This window comes from Microbacterium sp. DWRC1-3, assembly GCF_049896645.1.
GTDB classification, from domain to species: Bacteria; Actinomycetota; Actinomycetes; order Actinomycetales; family Microbacteriaceae; genus Microbacterium; species Microbacterium maritypicum.
In genome coordinates this window covers 897,298-923,114 of sequence record NZ_JAFCUS010000002.1, presented here as the reverse complement: position 1 = coordinate 923,114, position 25,817 = coordinate 897,298, and the positions used below count along the sequence as shown (strand labels likewise).

Sequence of the window (25,817 nt, the reverse complement as noted above, 5' to 3'; positions counted from 1 at the left end):
TTTTCGAGCACGACGATGTGCGGGGAGCCAGATGAACAGATATGCCGTGATCGGCGCGGGGCCGTCGGGCCTCGCCGCAGCACGTGCGTTGCACACGCGCGGGATCACCGTCGACGGTTACGAGGCGTCGCACGGCGTCGGCGGGCTGTGGGACATCACCAACCCCCGCAGCACGATGTACGAATCCGCACACCTCATCTCCTCGCGCACGACCACCGAGTTCGCCGAGTTCCCGATGCGCTCTCGCGTCGACTACCCCGGTCACCGGGTGCTCAAGGAGTACTTCGACAACTACGCGGAGCACTTCGGACTCGCCGAGCTGTTCCGGTTCGACACCAGGGTCACCCGCCTCGAGCCGCGCGACGGCGGCTGGGACCTGACCAGTGCCGGCCCCACGGGGAACGAGACCCGCTGGTATGCCGGAGTCGTCCTCGCGAACGGGACGCTCGCCGAGCCGAACGTGCCGACGTTCACCGGGGAGTTCAGCGGCGAGCTGCTGCACACGAGTGCCTACAAGTCGCCCGAGCAGCTGAAGGACAAGCGCGTGCTGCTGATCGGCGCAGGCAACTCCGGCTGCGACATCGCGGTGGATGCCGTGCACCATGCGGTCTCGGTCGACATGAGTGTGCGGCGCGGGTACTACTTCGTACCCCGCTACCTGTTCGGCAGGCCCAGCGACACCCTCAACCAGGGACGCCCACTGCCGGCGCGCATCAAGCAGGCGGTCGACAGCCGCGTGCTACGGGCCTTCACGGGTGACCCCGTGCGGTTCGGGTTCCCCCGGCCCGACTACCGCATCTACGAGTCGCACCCGATCGTGAACACACTGATCCTGAATCACCTCGGGCAGGGCGACCTGCGCATCCGGCCGGACATAGCCCGATTCGAGGGGACGACGGTGCACTTCCGCGACGGCAGCGCCGACGACTACGACCTGGTGCTGCTCGCCACCGGGTACACCCTCGACTACCCGTTCGTGGACAGGGAGCACCTGCACTGGCGCGGCGCCTCGCCCCGGCTGTTCCTCAACGTCTTCCCCGCATCGTTCAACGGCCTCTACGTGATGGGCATGATCGAGGCCTCCGGCATCGGCTGGCAGGGCCGCTACGAACAGGCCGAGCTGCTCGCGGCCTACCTCTCCGCCGTCGAGGAGGACCCCGCGCGCGCCGCCCGTTTCCGCGAGCGGGTGACCGGAGCACCCTGGCCCGATGTGACCGGCGGCTACCGCTACCTGGGCCTGGACCGGATGGCGTACTACGTCAACAAGGACGCTTACCGGGGCGCTGTGCGACGCGAGAAGATGGCGCTGGAGGTGTCGGCGTGAACGTCGACGACGTGGTCCTGTCCTTCACGCCGGGCACACTCACGATCCTCAACGTCGTGCTCGGCCTGATCATGTTCGGCATCGCCCTCGACACCTCGCCGAGCGACTTCCGCGTCGTGGCGAAGCATCCGAAACCGTTCGTGATCGCGATCCTCGCACAGCTGCTCCTGCTGCCGATCGCCACCTTCGCACTCACCCTCGTGCTTCCCGTGCCGCCGTCGATGGCGCTGGGCATGCTCCTGGTCGCGTGCTGCCCACCCGGGAACATCTCGCAGGTGCTCACTCACCGCGCCGGCGGCAATGTCGCCCTCTCGGTCTCGCTCACGGCGGTCGGGAATCTGATCTACATCTTCGCGATGCCGCTCAGCATCACCTTCTGGGGATCGCTGCACCCGACGGCACGCACGCTGCTGCGTGACGTCGCCGTCGATCCCTGGCGCATGCTGCTCGAGGTCCTGCTCATCGTGGGGCTCCCGTTCGCGCTGGGACTGCTGCTGCGTGCCGGCGCTCCGCGGTTCAGCGCCCGTGTGCAGCCGTTCGTGAAGTGGTTCAGCCTCATCGCGCTGCTCGGGTTCATCATCGCCGCGCTCGTGGGCAACTGGGCGGTGTTCGTGCAGGTCCTCGGCATCATCCTGATCGTGGTCGCGGTGCACGACGCTGTCGCCCTGGCCCTCGGCTACGGCACAGCGGTGATCGGCGGGCTCGGCACCCGCGAGCGCAAGGCCATGACGTTCGAGGTCGGCATCCGCAACGCCGGCCTCGGCCTTGGGCTGGTGTTCCTGTTCTTCGACGGGCTCGGAGGCATGGCCGTCGTCGCCGGCTGGTGGGGCATCTGGGACATCATCGCCGGCCTCGTGCTCGCCGGGCTCTGGGCGCGGCACACCAGAAGACGAACTTGCTCCTCGTCCGGCGACGCGAGCGGCCGCACGAAGGCGGAGGCTGCCTGATGCCGCGCGTGCTCATCACGGGAGGAAGCGGGTTCCTCGGTTCGCATGTCGCCGCGGCCCTCGCGGCCCGCGACGACGTCGAGCTGGTCGTCTGCGGCGATCTTCGACACGGGGTGCCTCGCGACGGCATCATCGACGAGACGCTGGATGTGACGGACTCAGCCGGCCTCGCCCCGCTCCTGCGACGGCACGCGATCGACACAGTCGTGCATCTGGCAGCCATCGTCAATCCCGGTCGCGATGTCGAGCAGGAGTATCGCGTCGATGTCACCGGGTCCGCGAACGTGCTCGCCGCGTGCGTGGAGGCAGGTGTCCGGCGGATCGTGGTCTCCAGCTCCGGGGCCGCCTACGGCTACCATGCGGACAACCCCCGGTGGATCGACGAGGAACAGCCTCTGCGCGGCAACGACGCCTTCCCGTACGCGCGGCACAAGCGCCTGGTCGAGGAGATGCTCGCGGAGCACCGGGCTGCCCACCCCGAGCTCCAGCAGGTGGTGTTCCGCATCGGCACGATTCTCGGGCCGACCGTGCAGAACCAGATAACGGCGCTCTGGGATGGACGACGGATACTCCGGATAGCCGGATCCGCATCGCCCTTCGTCTTCATCTGGGTGGATGACGTGGCTGCGGCGATGGTGCGCGCGGCGACCGACGGCCCACCGGGCGTCTTCAACGTCGCCGGAGACGGATGCCTGACCGTTACCGAGATCGCCGAACGCCTGGGGAAGCCGCAACTCGTCCTCCCGGCGTGGGCGTTGTCGGGGGCCCTGCGCATCGGGCGGATGCTGCGTCTCACGGAGCACGGACCGGAGAAAGTCCCCTTCTTGCGGTACCGGCCGGTCCTGGCCAACGGAGACCTCAAGAGGGTGTTCGGCTACACCCCGCTGCGCACGAGCAGGCAGGCCTTCGAGGAGTACCTCCGCACGCACCCCACGATCGCCCGGGAGAGACGCCGGGCGCAGTAGCGTGGAGCCATGCAGAAGAAGCGTGGACGCCGGATCCTGAAGCGTGTTCTGTGGAGTGTCGCGATCGTGCTGGTGCTCGCCGTCGGCGGCGTGCTCGCGTGGTCGCAGATCGGCGTCATGGCCGCCGAGCCGGAACCGCTCGCGGCCGTGCGAGAGAACCCGGCGATCACCGTGACCGACGCGGACGAGGGCATCGTCCTCGCCCCGGCCGACGGCGCGTCGGAGCGCGGACTGGTGTTCATCCCCGGAGCCAAGGTCGACCCCTGGGCATACGCCGCGATACTGCAGGGGCTCGCAGAGGACGGGGTCACCGTCGTGATCACCCGACCCTGGCTGAACCTGGCGTTCTTCGATCCGCGCGGCCTCGATGCCTTCACAGCTGCGGCCCCCGACGTCGATGTCTGGAGCGTCGGCGGTCATTCCCTGGGCGGCGTACGCGCCTGCCAGCTCGCCGCCGATGCCGATGCGCTCGTGCTGTTCGCCTCCTACTGCGCGAACGACCTGTCCGAGAGCGGGCTCCCCGTCCTCAGCCTGTCCGGAAGCGAGGACGGGTTGTCCACCCCGGAGAAGATCGCCGACGCACGGGACCAGCTGCCCGCCGACGCCGACATGGTCGAGATCGACGGCGCTTCGCACGCCTCCTTCGGCGACTACGGCCCGCAGGACGGGGACGGCACTCCCACGATCTCTCGCGAGCAGATGCACGCAGAGGTCACGCGTCTCACCGAGAGCTTCCTCGCGCCGCTCGCCCCGTGAGGGTCACTCCCCCGCCGTCCCGAGGATCGGGTCGAGCAGCGGATGCAGGTGCCGTGTGCGCAGAACCGATGCCGCAGCTCGGGCCCCTGCTTCAAGTGCGGCGGTGAGGTCCGCCCCGTCGAGACGCGCATCGAGCACGCCGGCCAGGAAGGCATCACCGGCGCCGTTCGTGTCGACGACCTCCACGGACGCAGCCGGAACTCGGTGCAATTCTCCGTTCCCGTCGATCGCCACCGCCCCGTCGGCGCCCAGGGTGCACACGGCGAGGCCGGCCCCCGCCGCGATGCGTGAGCGCAGGAACGCGACCGGGTCATCGAGGCGGTCCGCATTGCAGAACACGGCGTGAGCGGCGTCGAGGAACGGCCGGTGGAAGGGCGCAGTACCGTCGTAGTCGTGCACGTCCACCCAGATCGGAGTGCCGGTCGCTCGAGCGACCGGCAGCAGCCGCAAGGGCTCCGCCGCGAGATCGAGCACGATGGCATCGGCCGCCGTCATCTCGTCGCGCACCTCTTCGTCATGCTCTCCTCGCGTCTCCTGCGGCGTCGACAGGTACAGCGACACGCGCTCCCCCGCCCGCGTCATCAGGTTCAGATGCCGTTCGGTGATGCCGTCGCTCCACCGCGTCCGCACACCGGAGGCACGCAGGGCTTCGCGGATGCGTCGGCCCTCCGCGTCCGTCCCGGTGATGCCATGGAGCCGCGTCGTGCGGCCCAGTGCGGTCAGGCTGAGCGCTTTGCCGGCGCTGGTCCCGCCGACCGTCTCCCACGTGTCCTCGGCGAACTGCATGTGCGGCTCCGGTTCCGGCAACCGATCGAGCACGACGATACGGTTCCACGACGCGGGGCCGACGATGAAGACGGACGCGGGTTCGGAGGCGGGAGGCATGACACCATCCTGCCGTGCGGTCCCCTCAGCCGATGCGGGAGACCAGCGCGTCCAACCCCATGCCGTAGTCGATGCGCACCACGGGAAGAGCGAGCTTGTCCGTGCCGATCTTCACGTATCCGGGTTCGATGGTGCGACCCATCTCGTAGCCGGCCTGGGCGACGCCCTGCTTGGTCGTGTCGTTGTAGTGCCCGTAGGGGTACGCGACCACCTGACCCACGCCGAGGATGTCGGCCGAGGTCGTGAGGTCGGCCGCGATCTGATCGGCGCTCCAGTTGACCATCCGGCCCTTGCCGTTGTCGCCGGCCTGGTGCATGTCGTGGGTGTGCGAGCGGCGCTGCACGTAGATCGACGGCGCCGGATCCTGCCGATAGGCCGTGATCATGAACGACGTCGAGAGCACCTTGTATTTGTCGACGACCGGTACCGCGAGGTCGAACCACGTCTGATCGGCGTCGTCGTCGGTGATGATCACGCTCTTCGCCGGCAGCGAGAGCCGTCCGTCGATGAAGGCGCTGAGCTCATCCCACGTCGGCAGATAGAAGCCCGTGGTCGCGATGTGGTTCATCTGCGCGTCGAAGTCTCCGATGTACGCGTAGTTGCCGCGCAGCCAGCCCTTCTCGCCCTCGGGGTCGGCCGTGAACTGGTGGTACATGAGGATGGGCACCCGCACGTCTTCCGCGGCGTTCTCCTCCGGCGTCTTCCAGGCGGCGAAGAGCTCGACCTGCTGATCCACGCACACCACGGGGTCGGCGCCGTTCACGCGGGCTGCGACCGCGAAGGCTCCCGCATCAGCCGCGCTCGGGTACCAGCCGGCGAATACCCGGCCGTCGAGCTGCGGGATCGGCAGTCCCTGATACAGAGATTCCTGGAACTGCAGCATCGGCTCCGCAGGAGCACCTTCGCCCGTGAACGTGACCGCACACGCACGCGGGTCGTTCGCGTCCGCCACGATCTGCTCCGCCGGCGTCAGCGGATGCTCGATCGCCTCGGACTGCGCCTTCGGGACCGTGTTCTCCGGCGTGCGGGTGAACCACACGAACGCGGCTGCCGCTCCTCCGACGACGACGACCGCCACGGCGGCGCTGATGATGATCGCGGCGCGCGAGCGCCGCTTCCCCCCGGAAGCCATCATCAGGCGTCGAAGCCCTCGGCGATCATCTCGACGAGCTCCTCCCGCTCCTCGACCGGGAGGAATGCTGCGGCTGCGGCGTTGAACTGGAACGTCTCGAGGTCGTCGAGATCGTACTCGAACGCCTCCACCAGCAGCGCGAGCTCACGGGTGAGAGAGGTGGCGCTCATGGTGCGGTTGTCGACGTTCACGGTGACCGCGAATCCGAGCTGGTACAGCAGGTCGAAGGGGTGATCCACCATGGTGTTGCCCCACGCGGCGATCGCACCGGTCTGCAGGTTCGACGACGGCGAGAGCTCGAGCGGGATCTCACGGTCGCGGACCCAGCGCGCGAGGTCGCCGAACTGCACCTGCACCTCGTCGCCCTCCTGCGTGATGACATCCAGGTCCTCCGCGATGCGCACACCGTGTCCGAGCCGCAGTGCGCGTCCGTCCAGCAGAGCCGAGCGGATGGAGGCGGGGCCTGCCGCCTCTCCCGCATGCACCGTGACGGGGAAGAAGTTCTCGGCGAGGAAGTCGAACGCCTTGCGGTGGTTCGACGGCGGGAAGCCGTCTTCGGGACCGGCGATGTCGAAGCCCACGGCGCCGCGGCCGCGGAAGTCGACCGCGAGCTCGGCGATCTCGAGGGCACGGTCGGTGTGCCGCATGGCGGTGATCAGCTGGCCGACACGGATGCTGCGTCCCGCGCGGTCGGCGGCATCCTCGCCTTCCTCGATGCCCTGCTGCACGGCTTCCACGGTCTGCTCGAGGGTGAGGCCGCGAGCCAGGTGCTGCTCGGGAGCCCAGCGCACCTCGCCGTAGATCACGCCGTCGGCCGCGAGGTCCTGCACGAACTCGCGCGCCACCCGGGTGAGGCCTTCCTGCGTCTGCATCACCGCGGTCGTGAGGTCGAACGTCTTGAGGTACTCGACCAGCGAGCCGGAGTCGCTCTGCTTCGCGAACCACGACCCGAGAGCAGCCGGCTCGGATTCCGGCACCTCCAGGCCGATCGCGTCCGCGAGCTCGATGATCGTGGCGGGCCGCAGCGCGCCGTCGAGGTGGTCGTGCAGCGAGACCTTGGGCAGGCTCCGCAGGGAGACGCCCTGAAGCGTGACGTCGCCGTTCGCATCGATCGACATGGTGATCCTCTCGGTCGCGGATGTGCTCAGTTCAGGCTAGCGGTCGAAGGTCACGCCGTGATGCGCTCGCGGACGATAGGACCGGTGACCGGAGCCTCGTCTCCGATCGCCCAGGAGCCCTCGAGAGCGTCGAGCGCCCTGCCGAATCGGGCGTCGTCCGCGGCGGAGAGCGTGAAGAGCGGCTGGCCGGCGACGACGCGGTCACCCGGCTTCGCGTGCAGATCGATGCCCGCCTCGAAGATCACCGGGTCCTGTGCCCTGGCGCGCCCCGCACCCAGACGCCACGCGGCGACGCCGAACGGGAGGGCGTCCATGCGCGTGACGATGCCATCGGCCGGTGCGAGCACCTGGTGGGTCTCGCGAGCCGTCGGAAGAGCGGCATCCGGGTCGCCGTCCTGGGCGCGGATCATCGCCTTCCAGGTGTCCATCGCGCGTCCGTCATCGAGGGCAGCCTCCACGTCGGCATCCGGCTGCCCGGCGAGGGCGAGCATCTCGCGTGCCAGGGCGATCGTCAGCTCGCGCACATCCGACGGTCCGCCGCCGGCGAGGATCTCGACGGACTCCCTGACCTCGTTGGCGTTGCCGATCGCGAGCCCGAGCGGCACATTCATGTCGGTCAGCAGCGCCGTCGTCGCGACACCCGAGTCGGTGCCGAGCGCGACCATCGTGCGTGCCAGCTCGCGGGCGCGATCGATGTCCTGCATGAATGCGCCGGATCCGAACTTCACGTCGAGCACGAGAGCGTCCGTGCCCTCGGCGATCTTCTTGGACATGATGCTCGATGCGATCAGCGGGATCGCCTCGACCGTGCCGGTGACGTCGCGGAGTGCGTACAGCTTCTTGTCCGCGGGGGCGAGCCCGGAGCCGGCCGCGCAGATGACCGCGCCGACGTCGCCCTGCATCTGCGCGAACATCTCCTCGTTGCTGAGAGCGGCGCGCCATCCGGGGATCGACTCGAGCTTGTCGAGCGTGCCACCGGTGTGGCCGAGTCCACGACCGCTCAGCTGCGGAACGGCCACGCCGAACGAGGCGACCAGCGGCGCGAGGGGCAGAGTGATCTTGTCACCCACGCCACCGGTGGAGTGCTTGTCGACGGTGCGCTTGCCGAGAGAGGCGAAGCTCATCCGCTCCCCCGAGGCGATCATCGCGTCGGTCAGCACGCGGATCTCATCGCGCTCCATGCCGCGCTGGAAGATGGCCATCGCGAACGACGCCATCTGCGCGTCGGAGACGTAGCCGCGCGTGTAGGCGTCGACCATCCAGCGAAGCGCGGGCTCCGGCACGGCACCGCCGTCGCGCTTGGCGCGGATCACATCGATCGCGTCGAACGGTTCGATGGCTCCCTGAGCCTGTGCAGCGGTCATCGTGCTTCCTCCAGGTCGCGCGGCCCGAATGCGTCGGGCAGCACCTCGTCGATCGTGCGGATGCCGGAGACGGTCTCCAGCAGCATCCCGGGCATCGCGTGCTCGAACAGCAGCTGGCGACAGCGTCCGCACGGCATGATGGTCTGCCCCTCGTTGTTGACGCACACGAACGCGACGAGCTGGCCGCCGCCGGACATGTGCAGGTCGCCGACCAGAGCGCACTCGGCGCACAACGTCACGCCGTAGGAGGCGTTCTCGACGTTGCAGCCGGCCACGATGCGGCCGTCGCTGACCAGGGCGGCCGCACCCACGCGATAGCGGGAGTACGGCGCGTACGCCTTGGTCATGGCGTCGGTTGCGACCTGGCGCAGTTCATCCCAGTCGATGTCCGTCATTGCGATGTTCTCTCTTCCCTGCAGGGCTACGACTTGATGTAGGGCTTGCCGTCGGCGGCAGGCGCCTTGATCTGCCCGGCGAACCCGGCGACCGCGAGCAGCGTCACCACGTAGGGCAGCATCAGCATGAACTCACCCGGGATGGGCGTCTTCAGGATCGACAGCAGGTTCTGCAGGTTGGTGGCGAATCCGAACAGCAGCGCCGCGAGCGTCGCGCGGATCGGGTCCCAGCGTCCGAAGATCACCGCGGCAAGGGCGATGAAGCCGAGCCCGGCCGTCATGTCCTTTCCGAACTGCGGGACCGAGACCAGGGTGAAGTACGCGCCGCCCATGCCTGCGATCGCGCCGGCGAGCAGCACGTTCCAGAACCGGGTCGGGTTCACCTTGATGCCCACGGTGTCCGCAGCCTGCGGGTGCTCACCGACGGCACGCAGCCGCAGACCCCACCGGGTGCGGTAGAGGCCCCAGGCCACGACGCCGACGGTGATGAACATCAGGTACCCGATGAACGTCTGGTTGAACAGCACCGGTCCGATGATCGGGATGTCGCTGAGCACCGGGATCTCGACGCGCGGGAAGCGCACCGGCCTGTTCAGCGTCGCCTCGTTCGGAGCGAGCAGAGCGCCGTACAGGAAGCCGGTGAGTCCGGTGACGAGCACGTTGAGCACGACACCGACGATGACCTGCTCGACGAGGTACTTGATCGCGAATGCGGCGAGCACACTCGCCACCAGGACGCCGCCGATCATGGCGCCGACGAGACCGACGAACGGGTTGCCCGTGATGCTCGACAGGAGCGCCGCGGAGAACGCGCCCAGGAGCAGCTGCCCTTCGATCGCGACGTTCACGACGCCGGCACGCTCGCCGATGACGCCGCCGAGAGCTCCGAAGACCAGAGGCACCGAGAGCGAGACCGCACCGAACAGCAGGCTCGTGACCGGCACGAGTCCGCCGGCGGCCGCCCAGACGAGGAACGCGAACACGGCCAGCACGCTGAACGCGATCACCAGCCACAGCGAGGGCGCACGGTAGGTCCATGCCCGAAGGAACGCCCCCACCGTCAGCACCACGAGGATGCCGATCACGACCCAGAAGGTCGAAGCCGTGGGCAGCGCCACGTCCGGCAGCGCGAGCGCCGAGGACTGGTCGGAGAGGCGGAACGTGCTGGTGCCGTCGCGCGGCACGAACAGGAACAGCAGCGCGAGGAGCACGGTGGCGCCGGCGAGGACGATCGGCGCCTTGAGGTGCCGTTCCTTCACGGTCGCCAGCTGGACCGTGCCGTCGGCGGCCTGAGTCTGCACGAGGGACATCATGCCGCCACCGCCTTCTTCGCGGCCTTGGCTCTGAGCCTGGCCGCCTTCTCGATATCGGTCTTCGGGAGGAAGAACACCGCGCGCAGCAGCGGCGGCGCGGCGATGAACAGCACCACGAGCGACTGCACGACGAGCACGATGTCGACCGGGATGTCCTGCGCCTGCATGGAGAAGGAGCCTGCCTTGAGCGCGCCGAACAGGATGCCGGCGGCGAACGTGCCCCAGGCGCGACTGCGGCCGAGGAGGGCGACGGTGATCGCGTCGAAGCCGATCCCGGCATCGATGGTCTCGGTGACGCCCGTGGTGACCGCGCCCTGGATCTGGTTCATGCCCGCGAGACCGGCGAGGCCACCGGCGAAGAGCATGGCGTAGACGTAGACGCGCTGGACGCTGATGCCCGCGGCGCGCGCGGCGTGCGGGTTCTCCCCCACGGCGCGCATGCGCATGCCGAGCGACGAGCGCTCGATGAGCCACCAGACGAACAGTGTCGCCACGATCACGATCACGAAGCCGAGGTCGAGCAACGGGAACTGCGGTCCGAGCAGCGTCGGGAACTGGGCGCTCTCCGGCGTCGCCGATCCGAGCGCCTGGTTCGTCCCCGGCTTCTGCAGCAGACCCGGGGTGCGGATCATCCACAGCAGCAGGTAGTACGCGATGTAGTTCAGCATGATCGTGAGGATCACCTCGTGCGCACCCGTGCGCGCCTTGATGAGTCCCGCGATCGCGCCCCAGAGCGCACCGCCCGCGATGCCGGCGATGAGCGTGACCGGGATGTGCAGCCAGATCGGCAGGTCGAGCGAGAACGTCAGCAGTGCGGCGACGGCCACACCGATGAGCATCTGGCCGCGAGCACCGATGTTGAACAGGCCGACGCGGAATGCCAGCGCCACGCCGAGGCCGGCCGCGATGAGCGGCGCCGCGAAGCCGAGCGTGTTGGTCAGCGGTCGGATCTGCGCCGCGAAGTCCGCGCCGCGGGCGTTGAAGATCGCTCCGCGGACCAGGGCCTCGTACCCGTTGTAGACGGCGTTCCACGCGGCGGCGAACGTATCACCGGGCTGTGCGAAGAAGTAGACGGATGCTTCCAGCACGTCTTCGTTCGTGAAGGCGATCAGGACGCCGCCGACGATGAGTGCCAGCACGATCGCGAGGATCGTGGTGACCGCATTGCCGCGGAGGATCTCTTTGAGGATGACGTTGCCGCGCGGGGGCGGCGGCACATCGGAGGGGTCGCGCGGGACCGTGCCGGTGCTCGTACTGAGCTCCTGCGGCGGAATCCCCTTGGTCACATCTCCTGCGCCGGGTGTCGCTCCGCTCACGCGGCCACCTCCCCTTCGGCCGCTCCGGCCATCATGAGTCCGAGCGTCTCCCGAGGCGTGTCGCCGGGGACGATGCCGACGATCGTGCCGCGGTACATGACCGCGATCCGATCGGCGAGAGCTGCGACCTCGTCGAGCTCCGTGGAGACGACGATCACGGGCACACCCGCGTCGCGCGTCTCGATGATCCGCTTGTGGATGAACTCGATCGAGCCGACATCGACACCACGGGTGGGCTGCGCCGCGACGAGGAGGCGCAGATCGCGGCTCATCTCCCTGGCGATGACGACCTTCTGCTGGTTTCCGCCGGACAGCGTTCCTGCGGCCGTCTCCGGACCCTGGGTGCGGATGTCGTACTCCTTGATGCGCGCACGGGCGAACTCGTCGAGCACCGAGCGCCGCAGTGTTCCCGCGCGACTGAACGCCGGGTCGTCCGAACGGTCGAGGATCAGGTTCTCCGCGACGGAGAAACCGGCCACCAGGCCGTCTTCAGTGCGGTCTTCCGGCACGAAGCCGACTCCGGCGTCGAGGATCGCGCGCACGCTCTTGCCGACGAGTTCGTTGCCGTCGAGCTCGATGCTGCCTTCGACGCGGGCGGCGAGGCCGACGATGGCCTCCACGAGCTCGGTCTGGCCGTTGCCCTGGACACCCGCGATCGCGAGCACCTCTCCCGGTCGGACGGCGAAGTCGACACCATCGACGACGATGGCCCCGGTGGGAGTGAGCACGCGCAGTCCCTTGACTTCGAATCCGCCCTCGCCCAGGCGCGGCGGTTCCTTGTGCACGGTGAGCTCGACGGCTCGGCCGACCATGAGCGAGGCGAGCTCGCCGTTGGTCGCGGTCGGGGACGCCTCGCCGACGACGCGGCCGAGACGGATGATGGTGATCTTGTCAGCGACCTCGCGGACCTCGCGCAGCTTGTGCGTGATGAACACGATCGCCGTGCCCTCGTCGCGCAGCTGGCGCATGATGCTCATCAGCTCGTCGGTCTCCTGCGGCGTGAGCACGGCCGTGGGCTCGTCGAACACGAGAACCTTCGCGTCGCGCGACAGCGCCTTGATGATCTCGACGCGCTGCTGCACGCCGACGGGAAGGTCTCCGACGAGGGCGTCGGGGTCGATGTCGAAACCGAAGCGGGCGGCGACCGATCGCACGTGCTCTCGCGCCTTCGCGATGTCGAGCGTGCCGAGGGCCTTGGTCTGTTCGTGTCCGAGCATCACGTTCTCGGCCACGGTGAACACCGGGACGAGCATGAAGTGCTGGTGGACCATGCCGATCCCCGCAGCCATCGCGTCACCGGGACCGCGGAAGCGCTGCACCTCGTCATCGAGGAGGATCTCGCCCTCGTCGGCCTGATACAGGCCGTAGAGCACGTTCATGAGGGTGGACTTGCCTGCGCCGTTCTCACCGAGGAGCGCGTGGATCTCACCCGGTTCGACCACGAGATCGATGTGGTCGTTGGCAACGAGGGTGCCGAATCGCTTGGTGATGCCGCGAAGTTCGAGCTTCATATCTGCACCTTATCCAGAAGAGTTGTCCAGGAGAATCATCGTCCGTCCACGACACGGGGCGAGTGGCATCCTGCTCACCACTCGCCCCGTGCGGGAACTGCGACGGAATTACTTGGAGGTCGGGGAGTTCGGGGACTCCACCTTGATGTCGCCGGCGATGATCTGCTCCTGCAGAGCCTTGAGCTCGTCGGTCAGACCCTCCGGCAGCTTCGACTCGAAGTCACCGAAGCCGGAGAGCTTGACGCCCTCGTTCTCGAGCGTGCCCACGTACGGGGCCGGGTCGAACTCGCCCTTGGCCGCAGCCAGGGTCGCGTCCTTCACGGCGACGTCGATCGCCTTCATGATCGAGACGAGCGTGATGCCGGCCACCTCGGGGTCGGCGACGGCGAGGTCGCTGTCGACACCGAGCATCAGGGTGTCCTTGCCGCTGTCGGCGATCGCCGCAGCCGCGCTCTGGTAGACGGGGCCGCCAACCGGGAGGATGACGTCGACGCCCTGGTCGAGCACACCCTGTGCGGTCTGCTTGGCGGTGTCGTTCGCGTCGAAGCCGCCCGTGAACGAGCCCTTCTGCGTGGCCTCGTCCCAGCCGAAGACCTCGACCGCAGCGGACTTGTCCTCGTTGTACTTCTCGACACCGAGCTGGTAGCCGTCCATGAACACGGCGACCGACGGGATCTGCATTCCGCCGAACGTGCCGACCTTGTTCACACCGCTCTGGGCAGACCACGATGCGGCAGCGTAGCCGCCGAGGTATGCGGCCTGAGCCGTGTCGAAGACGAGGGGCTTGATGTTCGGGGCATCGACGGTGCCGTCGAAGTCGTTGTCGGCCCAGTCGTCGATGATCGCGTAGTCGATGTCGGGGTTCGCGAGAGCGGACTCGACCGTGGCGGCGGACAGCTTGAAGCCGACCGAGACGATGAGCGAGCAGCCCTCGGAGACCGCGGTCTCGAGGTTCGGCGCGTAGTCGTTGTCATTCGCCGACTCGAACTCGAGGGGCTTGATGTCCAGCTCCTCGGCGGCGCTGTCCATGCCCTCCTTGGCGGACTGGTTGAACGACTTGTCGTTCCATCCGCCGGCGTCGGAGACGAGGCAGGGAAGGAAGTCGGAGGCGACCGGCTCGCCGGAGCCGGCGGGCTTGTCTGTCGGTGCCTGGCCGCAACCGGCGAGTGCGAAGACGACGCCAGCGGCGACGGTGACGCCGAGCAGCTTCTTGGTGGTGGAGATGGTCAACTGATGCCTCCCTCAACGAAACCGCGGCCATCGCGGATCGATCAAAGTTACCTACTGTTTCGGCTTTTGTGCACGCCCGCCCCGCATGTGCTGGCCAATGGTTACCAAGCTGAAATCAAGACAGCCGATGAGCGTGAGAGCGTGCTCATCGGAGCAGGCATCAGAGCACGTCTCCGCGACCGGTGAGCTTGAGCGACTCGACCACGCCCTTGACCCGCTGCGCGTGCTGCACGGTGGTGACCAGCAGCGCGTCGGGGGTGTCGACCACGACGATGTCCTGCACCCCCACCAGGCTGATCACGCGCGAGGTCTGGCTGACGAGGATTCCGCTCGCGCCGTCGGTGAGAACGCGCGCGTTCGGGCCGAGAACGGCGAGATCGTTCTTGCGACCGTTGGTGATGAGCTTGGTCAGCGAGGCGAAATCGCCCACGTCGTCCCAGTCGAAGTGGCCGGGGACGACGGCGAGGCGTCCGCGGCGGGCGGCGGGTTCGGCGACCGCGTAGTCGATCGCGATCTTCTTCAGGCGCGGCCAGATCCGATCGACCGCCGGTCCTCGACGATCGCGGTCGTCCCATGCCTCGGCGAGTTCGAGCAGACCGGCGTGCAGTTCGGGCTCGTTCACGGCCAGCTCCTCCAGCAGCACGCTGGCCTTGGCGATGAACATGCCCGCGTTCCAGAGGTACCCGCGATCAGCGATGTAGGACTTCGCCGTCTCGAGATCAGGCTTCTCCACGAAACTCTCGACGAGAGCGGCCTCGCGCGCGCCTTCGACCACGAGCTCGGGCCCCATCTTGATGTAGCCGAAACCGATCGCCGGCTCGGTCGGCGTGATGCCGATCGTGCAGATGTACCCCTCCCGCGCCACCTCGACGGCGTCGCGCACCGCGAACTCGAACACGCGTGTGCCGCGGATCACGTGGTCCGCGCTGAACGAGCCGATGATCACGTCGGGATTGCGGCGGTGCAGAATCGCCGCGGCGAGTCCGATCGCCGCCGCCGACTCGCGCGGCTCGGACTCCAGGAAGACGTTCAGGTCGGGGATGCCGGGCAGCTCCGCCTCGACGGCCGCGCGATGGGCACGGCCGGTGACGACGGCGATCCGGTCCGCCCCGGCGAGCGGGACGAGCCGATCCCAGGTGTCGCGCAGCAGCGAGTGCCCGGACCCTGTCAGGTCGTGCAGGAACTTCGGTGCGTCCGCCCGGGAGAGCGGCCACAGCCTGCTGCCGATGCCGCCGGCGGGAATGACTGCGTAGAAATCCTTGATGGGTGCGCTCACCCTGCCAGGGTAGCCGCAGAGGACGAGCCGACATCGAGAGACTTAGGCTCCCCTTCGTCGCTCCCAGTGATCTGACAGGAATAAGATGGACAGCGATCGGGCGTGCCTGAGACTTCGCCAGGCTCACACTTGAACGAGAGCAGTGCACGCGACCGAGTCACATCGATCCAGGGAGGACGACCGTGTCCACAAGCGCCCGCTTGACACCGTCGATTTCGGAAACCACGTCCAAGACCCCACGCGGCACCCTCTATCGGGGTCGCGAAGGCATGTGGTCGTGGGTGCTTCACCGCATCACCGGAGTCGCCATCTTCTTCTTCCTGTTGGTGCACGTGCTCGACACGGCGCTGATCAGGGTGTCGCCGGAGGCGTACAACGCCGTCATCGGCACATACAAGAACCCGGTCATGGCCCTCGGTGAGGTCGTGCTCGTCGCCGGCATCGTGTTCCACGCGATGAACGGCCTGCGCATCATCGCCGTCGACTTCTGGTCGAAGGGCGCCAAGTATCAGCGTCAGCTGTTCTGGGGCGTCCTGCTGGTGTGGGGCATCATCATGGCCGGCTTCGTGCCCCGCCACCTGATGCTCGCGTTCGCCGGGTTCGGAGGGGGACACTGATGTCTGCACAGACCATGGCGACCGCCCCGGTGCGCCGCCGCCGCGGAGTCAACCTCGAGAAGTGGGGCTGGATCTTCATGCGCGTCTCGGGCGTCGTGCTCGTCGTGCTGATCTTCGGCCACCTCTTCGTCAACCTCATGGTGGGCGAAGGCATCCACGCCCTCGACTTCGCGTTCATCGCCGGCAAGTTCGCCACGCCGTTCTGGCAGTGGTGGGACGTGCTGATGCTGTGGCTCGCACTCATCCACGGCGCCAACGGCATGCGCACGATCGTGAACGACTACGTGACGAACAGCACGGCGCGCAAGGCGCTGGTCTGGGCGCTCGGGCTGGCCGCCGGCCTGCTCATCATCCTCGGCACGCTCGTGGTCTTCACGTTCGACCCGTGCCTGGGTGTGACCGAGGACAGCGTCCTCTGGTCCGAATGCGCCGCGATCGTCGGGAACTAGAAGAAGGCATACGAGAAGTGACTACCGAGACGCAGGATTCCGTCGTCCGTGACGGCGTGCACTACCACCAGTTCGACATCGTCATCGTGGGAGCCGGTGGGGCGGGCATGCGTGCCGCCATCGAGGCGGGCCCCGGGGCGAAGACCGCCGTGATCTCCAAGCTCTACCCCACGCGCTCGCACACCGGTGCGGCGCAGGGCGGTATGGCGGCGGCCCTCGCGAACGTCGAAGAGGACTCCTGGGAGTGGCACACCTTCGACACCGTCAAGGGCGGTGACTACCTCGTCGACCAGGACGCGGCCGAGATCCTCGCGAAGGAGGCCATCGACGCGGTCATCGACCTCGAGAACATGGGCCTCCCCTTCAACCGCACGCCCGAGGGCAAGATCGACCAGCGCCGCTTCGGCGGGCACACCGCAGAGCACGGCAAGACCCCGGTCCGCCGCGCCTGCTACGCCGCCGACCGCACCGGCCACATGATCCTGCAGACGCTGTTCCAGAACTGCGTCAAGCTCGGCATCAACTTCTTCAACGAGTTCTACGTCCTGGATCTGCTCACGGTGAAGGACGCCAACGGCAAGACCCAGGTCTCGGGCGTCGTCGCCTACGATCTCGCGACCGGCGAGCTGCACGTCTTCCAGGCCAAGGCCGTGATCTTCGCGACCGGCGGTTTCGGCAAGATCTTCAAGACGACCTCGAACGCGCACACCCTCACCGGCGACGGCGTCGGCATCGTGTGGCGCAAGGGACTCCCCCTCGAGGACCTGGAGTTCTTCCAGTTCCACCCGACCGGCCTCGCCGGTCTCGGCATCCTCCTCACCGAGGGCGCACGAGGAGAGGGCGCGATCCTGCGCAACGCCTCGGGTGAGCGCTTCATGGAGCGCTACGCCCCGACCATCAAGGACCTCGCCCCGCGCGACATCGTCGCCCGCTGCATGGTGCAGGAGGTCCTCGACGGCCGTGGCGCCGGTCCCCACAAGGACTACGTGCTGCTGGACTGCACGCACCTGGGAGCCGAGGTTCTCGAGACCAAGCTCCCCGACATCACCGAGTTCGCCCGTACGTACCTCGGCGTCGACCCGGTCGTCGAGCCCGTGCCCGTGATGCCCACCGCGCACTACGCCATGGGCGGCATCCCGACCAACAACGACGGCGAGGTGCTCGCGGACAACACCACCGTCGTCCCCGGCCTCTACGCCGCCGGCGAGTGCGCCTGCGTCTCGGTGCACGGCGCGAACCGCCTCGGCACCAACTCGCTCCTGGACATCAACGTCTTCGGCAAGCGCGCCGGCCGCAACGCCGTCGAGTACGTCAAGACCGCCGAGTTCGTGCCGCTCCCCGAGAACCCGGCGGCATTCGTGTCGGGCATGCTCGAGGACCTGCGCAACAACCAGGGCACCGAGCGCATCGCCGTGCTCCGCAAGACCCTGCAGGACGAGATGGACAAGGGCGCGCAGGTCTTCCGCACGCACGATTCCCTCCAGCACGTGCTCGGCGTGATCGCCGAACTGCGTGAGCGATACAAGAACGTCCACGTCGACGACAAGGGCCAGCGGTTCAACACCGACCTGCTCGAAGCCGTCGAGCTGGGCTTCCTCCTCGACATCGCCGAGGTCGTCGTCTACGCCGCGCAGAACCGCGAGGAGAGCCGCGGCGGACACATGCGCGACGACTTCCCGAAGCGCGACGACGAGAAGTACATGAAGCACACCATGGCCTACCTGACCGGTGACCCGCACTCCTCCACGCCGAGCGATCACATCAAGCTCGACTGGAAGCCGGTCGTCTTCACGAAGAACGAGCAGGGCGAGTTCAACTACCCGCCGATGGAGAGGAAGTACTGAGCATGTCGACCGCCATCGCAGAGGCACCTGCCGACACGACCGAGGAGACCGGCATCCAGTCCTTCGTCGTCACGTTCAACATCCGCCGGTTCAACCCGGAGGTCGACGCCGAGCCGCACTGGGTCGACTACGACGTGGAGCTCTACTCCACCGACCGTGTGCTCGACGCCCTGCACAAGATCAAGTGGGAGGTCGACGGCTCCCTGACCTTCCGCCGCTCCTGCGCCCACGGCATCTGCGGCTCCGACGCCATGCGCATCAACGGCCGCAACCGCCTCGCCTGCAAGACGCTGATCAAGGACCTCGACATCTCGAAGCCGATCTACGTCGAGGCGATCAAGGGCCTGCCGCTGGAGAAGGACCTGGTCGTCGACATGGAGCCGTTCTTCGCGTCGTACCGCGAGGTGCAGCCGTTCCTGGTCGCCAGCTCCGTGCCGGAGAAGGGCAAGGAGCGCGTCCAGTCCATCGCCGACCGCGAGATCTTCGACGACACCACCAAGTGCATCCTGTGCGCCGCGTGCACCTCGTCCTGCCCTGTGTTCTGGACCGACGGGCAGTACTTCGGCCCGGCCGCGATCGTCAACGCCCACCGCTTCATCTTCGACTCCCGCGATGACAACGCAGCGGTCCGCCTCGACATCCTCAACGACAAGGAAGGCGTGTGGCGCTGCCGCACCACCTTCAACTGCTCCGAGGCATGCCCCCGTGGCATCGAGGTCACCAAGGCCATCGCCGAGGTCAAGCAGGCCGTGCTCCGCGGGCGTCCCTGACGACGCTTCTGCAGTCACATGCGAACAGGCGGTCCCTTCGGGGGCCGCCTGTTCGCGTATCCGCCACCACTCTCCTCGCCCCCACCTCTTGGGTAGGGTGGGGAGGTGTCCGAACCCGATGGCTCCGAGGCCGAGTCCGGTCGCCTCGATGCGGCCGTCGAGCGCGCGACCGCACTGACACAGCGCACCCTCGGTCTGTTCCCGGTGCGGGTCTGGCGCCACTTCCTGCAGCACAACGGATTCCTCCTCGCTGCGGGCGTGAGCTATCAGGCGCTGTTCGCGATCTTCGCGGCGATCTATCTCGTCTTCGCGATCGCCGGGCTCTGGCTCGGTGGCAGCGAGGAGGCGGTGGATGGCCTGATCGCCATGATCAACCGCTACATCCCCAATCTGATCCTCCCCGAAGGCGGTGTCTTCACGCCCGCACAGGTGCAGGAGATCGCGGTGAACACCACGGGGCTGCTGAGCGTGACCGGTCTGATCGCCCTCGGCACCGTGATCTGGACGGCCATCGGATGGGTCACGTTCTCGCGTCGGGCGACGAGGGACATCTTCGGCCTGCCGCCGGACCGGCGCAGCTACGTGCTGCTGAAGGCCAGGGACCTGCTGGCGGCCGTGATCTTCGGTGTCTCTCTCGTCGTCGGCTCACTGCTCAGCTCCGCCAGCGCGGCGGTGCTGAGCTGGCTCCTCAGCCTGCTGGGGTGGGACTCCGGCTCCGACGGGATCAACATCAGCATCCGCATCGGCACCGTGCTGGTGTCGTTCGCCCTGATGTCCGGGGCGCTGGCGGCGATGGTGCGCTTCCTGACGGGAACGTCACTGCACTGGCACGTGATCTGGCCGGGGGCGCTTCTCGGCGGCGGCGCGATGACCATCCTCCAGTACGGGGCCGGATTCCTGCTGAGCTACACGCCCTCCAACCCACTGCTCGCCACGTTCGCCATCTTCATCGGTCTCCTGCTGTGGTTCCGCGTGAACGGGGTGGTGATGCTGGTGGCGTCCTCCTGGATCGCTGTCGCCGCGCAGGATCGCGATCTGCCTCTGTTGACGCTCACGGATGCCGAACGCCGCGTGACCGAGTATCAAGCGCTGTTGACGGCGGCGCGCATCCGGGTGCGCAAAGCCCACGCCGCCCGCGAGAGTGCGCCGTGGTACCGCGCCTGGGCTGCGGAGAGGGCCGTGCGCGACGCGGAGCAGGAGCTCGCGGACCTCGAGGCCTCTCCTCCCCCACCCGACGACCCGCGCGGCCCGCTGGCCCAGCGCCTGCTCACGGAGCTGCATCGACCGGGACGGGATGTCGGCGGCGCTCGTTAGGCTTGTGACCATGCCTCATCTGCGTATCGCCACGGTCAATGTCAACGGAATCCGAGCGGCGGCTCGCAACGGGATGAGCTCCTGGTTGGACGATGCCGGCGTCGACATCCTCACGCTCCAGGAGGTCCGCGGGCAGGACGAGCACCTCGAGGCCGCACTCCCCGGCTGGACTTTCGTGCACGATGAGGCCACAGCGAAGGGGCGGGCCGGCGTCGCCATCGCCAGCCGCACTCCCGCGCTGGCCTCCCGCACCGATTTCGGCCCCGACGACTTCGACTCCAAGGGTCGCTGGATCGAAGCCGACTTCCTGATCGGCGATCGCCCGCTCACCGTCGTGAGCGCCTACGTGCACTCCGGCGAGGCCGACACCGCGAAGCAGGACGAGAAGTGGAAGTTCCTCGACGCGTTCGGGACGCGCCTGGGCGAGCTCGGCTCCGACGGCGCCCTCGCGCTCGTCACAGGCGACCTCAACGTCGGGCACCGTGAGCTCGATATCAAGAACTGGCGAGGCAACCGCAAGAAGGCCGGTTTCCTCCCCCGCGAGCGCGCCTACTTCGACCGCTTCCTCGGCGAGGCGGGCGCAGAGGTCTCGGGGGTCGACGGCACCGTGGGCACCGGCCTCGGCTGGATCGACGTCGGCCGAAAGTTCCACGGCGAGGTCGACGGCCCGTACACCTGGTGGTCGATGCGAGGACAGGCGTTCGACAACGACTCCGGGTGGCGCATCGACTATCACCTCGCGACGCCCGCACTCGCCGAACGCGTCGAGAGCTATCACGTCGCGCGCGCCGCGGCCTACGACCAGCGCTGGAGCGACCACGCGCCCGTCGTCGTCGACTACCGCTACTGATCCGCGACGGGCACGCCACCCGACGTCGTGACGTCCGGCGCTGTGAGGTCCGCATAGCGGTACCACCCGCGGTATTCCAGGACCGTCCCGAGAACGGGGCTCGTCGCGCGCATGTCGATGGTGCGTCGACGGCGGGCCTCGTCCCAGCCGTCGACGAGCTCCACCTCGATGCGCAGGATGCCGCGGAGCGGGATCCGATACCGCCCCAGCCGCAGTGCGACGGCGCGAGTGCTCATGCGCAGCGCACCCTCGTCGGTCACCGAGCAGTGCTCGAGCATCTGCACCCGCCCTCGCGCGCCCAAGGCGTTCTGGACGATGCCGGGGTGACCGGTCGCGAAGAGTCGATCCGTCACGTACTGCGTCGCGCCGGGGAAGCGGAACTCGCGGACGGTGTCGAGCATCGCCCGCCCCGAGCGCGATCGGCCTGACACGGTATCGATCCGGAACGGCACGTCACGCGCGAACCGCGTCACCAGCAGACCGGGACCGATGACAGGGGCGGCGAGACCGGCGACGCGTCCGAACCGGCTCCCGGCGACCGTGAACACGCCCTCGGCGCTGTCGCGGGGCGCCTCGACGCTCATCTGCGCGAGGATCTCGGGATGCAGCCGCTGCGCCTGCTCCCCCAGGGCTTCGAGGAAGGCCGCTCCACGCGCGGTCACTCTCGAGCCTCCTCACGGTACGGCTTCACGGTCTCCGGGGCGGGGCCGTCGACGAACTCGCACGTGAACGCGCCCCGATAGCCGAACAGGAACCCGAAGACGTCGTTGTGGATCTCGAGGTCGATCAGGTAGCACTCCTGCTCGTCGTCATAGCGCTCGACGAGCCGCGCCCGTCCGCTGAAGACCATCGGGAAGCGGAAGGCCGCACGCCCCTCGTAGAAGCGCTGTGCCCCCGAGGTGAGCAGGAGCCCGCCGTCATCGGTGACGGCGAGGTCGAGGTCGACCGCGAGGTGCTGATGGGTGCCCAGGTAGTCGACCACTCGCCGCCGGGCCTCGCTGTAGATCATGGTCGCGTCGAAGCGGCGGCGGCGACCGGGGCGCACGTCCATGGTCCGCACGAAGGTCACGGTCTCACGGCCGAAGTCGTCGACGTAGGCGTGGTTGTCGATCCGGAACGGCACGTCCTGTCCCCGCTCGGGGAAGAGGATGTTCCGGAAGGTCCCGATGAGGAGGAACGGCAGCGTCCACCACGGACCCCGGCGCACCTCGGTCATCACTCCGCGCCCGATGCAGCCGTAGCCGGCGTCGACGCCGACCCCGAACCGGCGCTGGAGCTGCGGGTGGAGCCGCGCGAAATCGGCTCCCAACGCGCGCTCGAAGATCCCGGCGCCTGTGGTCATACGAGCTCCTCCAGAGATTCCGGTGCGTCCTCCATGATCGTGCGTCCGGTGCGTCGCGGAGGCCGGGAGAGGCAGTTTCGTGCGCGAGGTCGGTGACCTCGGCGCAACGATCGCCATCCGCTGGTCTCCTCGGGCGTGATCCCCTGCTCGGCCCAGAGCCGCAGGCGATCGAAGCTCCGCGCCGTGAGCCACCAGACGAAGCGCCGCGTGATCAGCGGATCCAGCACGCGCCCGAGCCAGCCCCAGCCCGGGACGTAGTCGTAGCCGGTGAGGAATCGCACGCCGTCATCCGTCGGCACGTAGCGCCAGTACCCACGCCCGACTCCGAGCGGGGAGAGCACGTCGTCCGTGTCGAAGAGGAGCGCGGAGGTCCGCTCGCCCGTGCGGCTCTGCTTCGTGGCGAGCGAGACGCCGGTTCCGCGGATCGTGTGCACCCCCAGGTCGAGTTCGTAGCGGAAGTCCTGTGCGCCGTCCGCCCGGGTGCGCTGCGGCACGATGTCGCTGAAGCGCGCGTCCCAGCGCACGTGCGAGGACGGGTCCTGGGTCAGCGCCCACACCTCGTCCAGGGGTGCGCGGATGAGGATCTCGACGTAGAGGGCCCGATCCCCTCGCGACCGTGGGAGAGGAGAAGCGGAAGCCATGCGCCCATCGTAGGGGCACAGCACGCACCCCATAGGATTGATCCCGTGACGAGACCTCGCCTTTACTCCGGAATGCAGCCCTCCGCCGACTCCCTCCAGATCGGCAACTACATCGGCGCGCTGCTCCAGTGGCGGGAGCTGCAGAGTTCCTACGACGCCTATTTCTCCGTCGTCGATCTGCACGCGATCACCGTCGCCCAAGACCCGGCAGAGCTGCGTGAGAAGACGCGTCGTACGGCAGCGCAGTACATCGCCGCCGGTATCGAGCCCTCGCTGTCGACGCTGTACGTGCAGTCGCATGTGCGCGCTCACGCCGAGCTCGCGTGGATCCTCAGCACCATCACCGGCTTCGGCGAAGCCGGTCGGATGACGCAGTTCAAGGACAAGTCCTCGCGCTACGGTGCGGACTCGACCAGTGTCGGCCTGTTCACCTACCCGGTGCTCATGGCCGCAGACATCCTGCTCTACCAGACCGATGTGGTGCCGGTGGGGGATGACCAGAAGCAGCACGTCGAGCTCACGCGCGATCTCGCCGAGCGTTTCAACTCACGATTCGGTGAAACCTTCACGGTGCCGATGCCCGTCATCCAGAAGGAGACCGCGCGCATCTACGACCTGCAGAACCCGACGTCGAAGATGTCGAAGTCTGCCGAGAGCGACGCCGGCGTGCTGTGGATGCTCGACGATCCGGCGAAGTCGGCGAAGAAGGTCATGCGCGCGGTGACCGACAACGAGGGCTCCGTGCGGTTCGACCGCGAGAGCAAGCCCGGCGTCTCGAACCTGCTCACGATCTATGCGGCGCTCACGGGACGCCAGGTCGCCGCGATCGAGGACGAGTACGCGGGACGCGGTTACGGCGATTTCAAGAAGGGCCTGGCCGAGGTCGTCGTCAACGAATTCGAGCCGGTGCGCGCCCGCGCCCTCGAGCTGCTCGACGATCCCGCCGAGCTCGATCGCATCCTGGCCGAGAACGCCGCCCGCGCCGATGCCGTCGCCGACGCGACGCTTTCGGACGTGTACGACCGGGTGGGTCTGCTTCGGCGCGTCTGACGCTCGCCTTAGGATGGGGGCGTGACTGATCCGCAGCTGCCTCCCCCGTCCGGTGCCGTGCCCTCCGAATCGCAGGTGCCGCCCGAGACGTCGGTCCCGTCGGTGCCGGCAGCGCCTGCAGGTGCGGTCCCACCTCCTCCGGCCTTCCCCGCGCCGCCCGCGTTCTCCGTCCCGCCAGCCTATCCGGTTCCGCCGACGTACCCGGTTCCGCCGGCGTACCCGGCAGGTCAGGCCGCACCTCCTGCCCCCGGTCACCCTGCGTATGCGGCAACGCCCGGCTCTCTCCCTTCCGCTCCTGCTCCCGGATACCCTGCTGCCCCTCCCGGGGCGTACCAGGTGCCCGTCGGCGGCTACGCCGCACCTGCGGGCGCGTACGCCGTGCCGGAGACCACGCCCCGTCGGTCCGGGCTGATGGGGATGCTCGCGCTGATCTCCGCACTCGTCGCCGCGATCGTGATGCCCATCGTCGCGGGCATCAACGCCTTCGCGATCGGCCGCGTCATCCCGCCGAGCATGACGACGTACAGCGATGATCTGCGCATCTTCGCCCCGGTACGCGATCAGGTGCTCTGGACGGAGCTCTCCTTCTGGGCGGGCACGATCCTCGGCATCGCGGCGATCGTGCTCGGTATCATCGCGATCCGCAAGAAGCAGGGCCGCGGGGCCGGTATCGCGGCGCTGGTCGTGGCCGTTCTCGGCGCGGTGATCTTCTCGATCGTCCTGGTCATCGCGCTGGGCGCGGGAAGCGCCACCGGCCTCGCCGGCTACACCGCCTGATCGGTCGTCAGCGGTCGGGCGGCGCCGCCCGGCTCACCGCGGTGCGTGGTGCTTCTGCTGCGCTGCGAGAAGGCCTTCGCCCACCAGCAGCTCGACCGCATCGGCGGCATCCGCGATGAGGATCGGCAGGTTCGGCCGCTCCTCCTTGCCGAACGGGGCGAGCACCCAGTCCGCGGGATCCTGGCGCCCGACGGGACGGCCGATGCCCACCCGCACGCGCGGGAAGTCGGCAGTGCCCAGGGCACGTGCGACGTCGCGCACGCCGTTGTGTCCGCCGTGACCGCCCCCGGTCTTGAGCTTGACCGTGTCGAACGGGATGTCGAGCTCGTCGTGCACCACGATCACCTGCTCGGCAGGGACCGAGTAGAACCGGGCCAGAGCCGCGACGGGCGTGCCGGAGACGTTCATGAAGGTGTTCGGCTTGGCCAGCACCACCTTGTCCGCCCCGGGGCGCAACCACGTCTCGACGACGCGCGCTCCCCCCTTGTGCTCGCGGAACGCCTCGCTGCGTCGCGAGGCCAGCTCGTCGACCACCATCTGGCCGATGTTGTGCCGTGTGGCCTCATAACGGGGGCCGGGGTTGCCGAGCCCGACCACGAGCCAGGTCGATGCCATGTCCTCGTCCTCTCAC

Annotated in this window: 26 protein-coding genes; 12 read left to right on the top strand and 14 right to left on the bottom strand. The window is 68.2% G+C overall.

Annotation, left to right across the window (positions count from 1 at the left end):
• The first annotated feature begins 31 nt into the window (after positions 1-31).
• Genes ACP699_RS17100 through ACP699_RS17085 form a run of 4 tightly spaced genes read left to right on the top strand, consistent with a single transcriptional unit; the run spans position 32 to position 3,992 of the window.
• Positions 32-1,324: a flavin-containing monooxygenase gene (locus ACP699_RS17100; RefSeq protein WP_426172461.1), complete on the top strand. Its 1,293-nt coding sequence runs from the start codon at positions 32-34 to the stop codon at positions 1,322-1,324.
• The gene (locus ACP699_RS17095; RefSeq protein ID WP_426172459.1) at positions 1,321-2,271 is read left to right on the top strand and encodes a bile acid:sodium symporter family protein; all 951 of its coding nucleotides are present in this window, start codon (positions 1,321-1,323) and stop codon (positions 2,269-2,271) included. Before ACP699_RS17100 ends, ACP699_RS17095 begins: the two co-directional genes overlap by 4 nt.
• Positions 2,271-3,236 carry an SDR family oxidoreductase gene (locus tag ACP699_RS17090; protein WP_055877701.1) on the top strand — a complete coding sequence of 322 codons (966 nt, stop codon included), beginning with the start codon at positions 2,271-2,273 and terminating at the stop codon, positions 3,234-3,236. The genes ACP699_RS17095 and ACP699_RS17090 overlap by 1 nt, the downstream gene beginning before the upstream one ends.
• A gap of 9 nt (positions 3,237-3,245) precedes the next feature.
• A complete protein-coding gene (locus tag ACP699_RS17085) occupies positions 3,246-3,992 on the top strand; it encodes an alpha/beta hydrolase (RefSeq protein ID WP_055877698.1) in 747 nt (248 codons plus the stop codon).
• A 3-nt stretch (positions 3,993-3,995) separates the two neighbouring features.
• Here the strand turns inward: ACP699_RS17085 and ACP699_RS17080 are convergent, their stop codons facing one another.
• The 10 genes from ACP699_RS17080 to ACP699_RS17035 all read right to left on the bottom strand — a co-directional run bounded on the left by ACP699_RS17080 (position 3,996) and on the right by ACP699_RS17035 (position 15,532).
• Positions 3,996-4,877, bottom strand: a complete 882-nt coding sequence (locus ACP699_RS17080; RefSeq protein ID WP_055877695.1) for a carbohydrate kinase family protein — start codon at positions 4,875-4,877, stop codon at positions 3,996-3,998.
• Positions 4,878-4,902: 25 nt separating this feature from the next.
• Positions 4,903-6,012: a polysaccharide deacetylase family protein gene (locus ACP699_RS17075; RefSeq protein ID WP_426172456.1), complete on the bottom strand. Its 1,110-nt coding sequence runs from the start codon at positions 6,010-6,012 to the stop codon at positions 4,903-4,905.
• Positions 6,012-7,127 carry an adenosine deaminase gene (locus ACP699_RS17070; RefSeq protein ID WP_017828472.1) on the bottom strand — a complete coding sequence of 372 codons (1,116 nt, stop codon included), beginning with the start codon at positions 7,125-7,127 and terminating at the stop codon, positions 6,012-6,014. Before ACP699_RS17070 ends, ACP699_RS17075 begins: the two co-directional genes overlap by 1 nt.
• A gap of 50 nt (positions 7,128-7,177) precedes the next feature.
• Positions 7,178-8,491 carry a thymidine phosphorylase gene (locus ACP699_RS17065; RefSeq protein WP_017828471.1) on the bottom strand — a complete coding sequence of 438 codons (1,314 nt, stop codon included), beginning with the start codon at positions 8,489-8,491 and terminating at the stop codon, positions 7,178-7,180.
• A complete protein-coding gene (locus ACP699_RS17060; protein ID WP_426172453.1) occupies positions 8,488-8,886 on the bottom strand; it encodes a cytidine deaminase in 399 nt (132 codons plus the stop codon). The genes ACP699_RS17065 and ACP699_RS17060 overlap by 4 nt, the downstream gene beginning before the upstream one ends.
• A 26-nt stretch (positions 8,887-8,912) precedes the next feature.
• Positions 8,913-10,196 carry an ABC transporter permease gene (locus ACP699_RS17055; protein WP_017828469.1) on the bottom strand — a complete coding sequence of 428 codons (1,284 nt, stop codon included), beginning with the start codon at positions 10,194-10,196 and terminating at the stop codon, positions 8,913-8,915.
• Complete coding sequence (locus tag ACP699_RS17050; RefSeq protein WP_055870872.1) at positions 10,196-11,515, bottom strand: ABC transporter permease; 1,320 nt, start codon at positions 11,513-11,515, stop codon at positions 10,196-10,198. The genes ACP699_RS17055 and ACP699_RS17050 overlap by 1 nt, the downstream gene beginning before the upstream one ends.
• A complete protein-coding gene (locus ACP699_RS17045) occupies positions 11,512-13,026 on the bottom strand; it encodes an ABC transporter ATP-binding protein (RefSeq protein ID WP_017828467.1) in 1,515 nt (504 codons plus the stop codon). The genes ACP699_RS17050 and ACP699_RS17045 overlap by 4 nt, the downstream gene beginning before the upstream one ends.
• 108 nt (positions 13,027-13,134) lie before the next feature.
• Complete coding sequence (locus ACP699_RS17040; protein ID WP_055877675.1) at positions 13,135-14,256, bottom strand: BMP family lipoprotein; 1,122 nt, start codon at positions 14,254-14,256, stop codon at positions 13,135-13,137.
• 160 nt (positions 14,257-14,416) lie between these two features.
• The gene (locus tag ACP699_RS17035; protein ID WP_017828465.1) at positions 14,417-15,532 is read right to left on the bottom strand and encodes a mannose-1-phosphate guanylyltransferase; all 1,116 of its coding nucleotides are present in this window, start codon (positions 15,530-15,532) and stop codon (positions 14,417-14,419) included.
• A 182-nt stretch (positions 15,533-15,714) separates the two neighbouring features.
• Between ACP699_RS17035 and sdhC the strand changes: the two genes are divergently transcribed.
• The 6 genes from sdhC (at position 15,715) to ACP699_RS17005 (ending at position 21,376) form a co-directional block, all read left to right on the top strand.
• Entirely contained in the window at positions 15,715-16,149 is a 435-nt protein-coding gene (gene sdhC, locus ACP699_RS17030) for a succinate dehydrogenase, cytochrome b556 subunit (RefSeq protein WP_074731658.1), read from the top strand.
• A complete protein-coding gene (locus ACP699_RS17025) occupies positions 16,149-16,598 on the top strand; it encodes a succinate dehydrogenase hydrophobic membrane anchor subunit (RefSeq protein WP_055870856.1) in 450 nt (149 codons plus the stop codon). Before sdhC ends, ACP699_RS17025 begins: the two co-directional genes overlap by 1 nt.
• A gap of 17 nt (positions 16,599-16,615) precedes the next feature.
• Positions 16,616-18,442, top strand: coding sequence for a succinate dehydrogenase flavoprotein subunit (gene sdhA / locus ACP699_RS17020; protein ID WP_426172448.1), 1,827 nt, complete (start codon positions 16,616-16,618; stop codon positions 18,440-18,442).
• Positions 18,443-18,444: 2 nt separating this feature from the next.
• Positions 18,445-19,212: a succinate dehydrogenase iron-sulfur subunit gene (locus tag ACP699_RS17015; protein WP_017828462.1), complete on the top strand. Its 768-nt coding sequence runs from the start codon at positions 18,445-18,447 to the stop codon at positions 19,210-19,212.
• 105 nt (positions 19,213-19,317) lie between these two features.
• Entirely contained in the window at positions 19,318-20,526 is a 1,209-nt protein-coding gene (locus ACP699_RS17010; RefSeq protein WP_426172446.1) for a YihY/virulence factor BrkB family protein, read from the top strand.
• Positions 20,527-20,536: 10 nt separating this feature from the next.
• A complete protein-coding gene (locus ACP699_RS17005) occupies positions 20,537-21,376 on the top strand; it encodes an exodeoxyribonuclease III (RefSeq protein WP_426172444.1) in 840 nt (279 codons plus the stop codon).
• Here the strand turns inward: ACP699_RS17005 and ACP699_RS17000 are convergent.
• From ACP699_RS17000 to ACP699_RS16990, 3 genes are read right to left on the bottom strand one after another with little or no spacing between them, the layout of a single operon-like run.
• Entirely contained in the window at positions 21,370-22,038 is a 669-nt protein-coding gene (locus ACP699_RS17000) for a DUF4166 domain-containing protein (RefSeq protein ID WP_426172442.1), read from the bottom strand. The two genes, ACP699_RS17005 and ACP699_RS17000, sit on opposite strands and share 7 nt — an antisense overlap.
• Positions 22,035-22,718, bottom strand: coding sequence for a DUF4166 domain-containing protein (locus ACP699_RS16995; protein ID WP_055870844.1), 684 nt, complete (start codon positions 22,716-22,718; stop codon positions 22,035-22,037). The genes ACP699_RS17000 and ACP699_RS16995 overlap by 4 nt, the downstream gene beginning before the upstream one ends.
• Positions 22,715-23,359 (bottom strand): hypothetical protein, encoded by a 645-nt coding sequence (locus tag ACP699_RS16990; protein ID WP_082524392.1) that lies wholly within the window; start codon positions 23,357-23,359, stop codon positions 22,715-22,717. Before ACP699_RS16990 ends, ACP699_RS16995 begins: the two co-directional genes overlap by 4 nt.
• A gap of 45 nt (positions 23,360-23,404) precedes the next feature.
• On the opposite strand from ACP699_RS16990, the gene trpS reads away from it, so the two are divergent.
• Positions 23,405-24,409, top strand: a complete 1,005-nt coding sequence (gene trpS, locus ACP699_RS16985; protein ID WP_081603831.1) for a tryptophan--tRNA ligase — start codon at positions 23,405-23,407, stop codon at positions 24,407-24,409.
• Positions 24,410-24,430: 21 nt separating this feature from the next.
• Positions 24,431-25,186 carry a hypothetical protein gene (locus ACP699_RS16980; RefSeq protein ID WP_288967826.1) on the top strand — a complete coding sequence of 252 codons (756 nt, stop codon included), beginning with the start codon at positions 24,431-24,433 and terminating at the stop codon, positions 25,184-25,186.
• A 33-nt stretch (positions 25,187-25,219) separates the two neighbouring features.
• Here ACP699_RS16980 and pth read toward each other — a convergent pair whose 3' ends face one another.
• Positions 25,220-25,801: an aminoacyl-tRNA hydrolase gene (gene pth / locus ACP699_RS16975; protein ID WP_426172439.1), complete on the bottom strand. Its 582-nt coding sequence runs from the start codon at positions 25,799-25,801 to the stop codon at positions 25,220-25,222.
• Between the last annotated feature and the right edge of the window lie 16 nt (positions 25,802-25,817).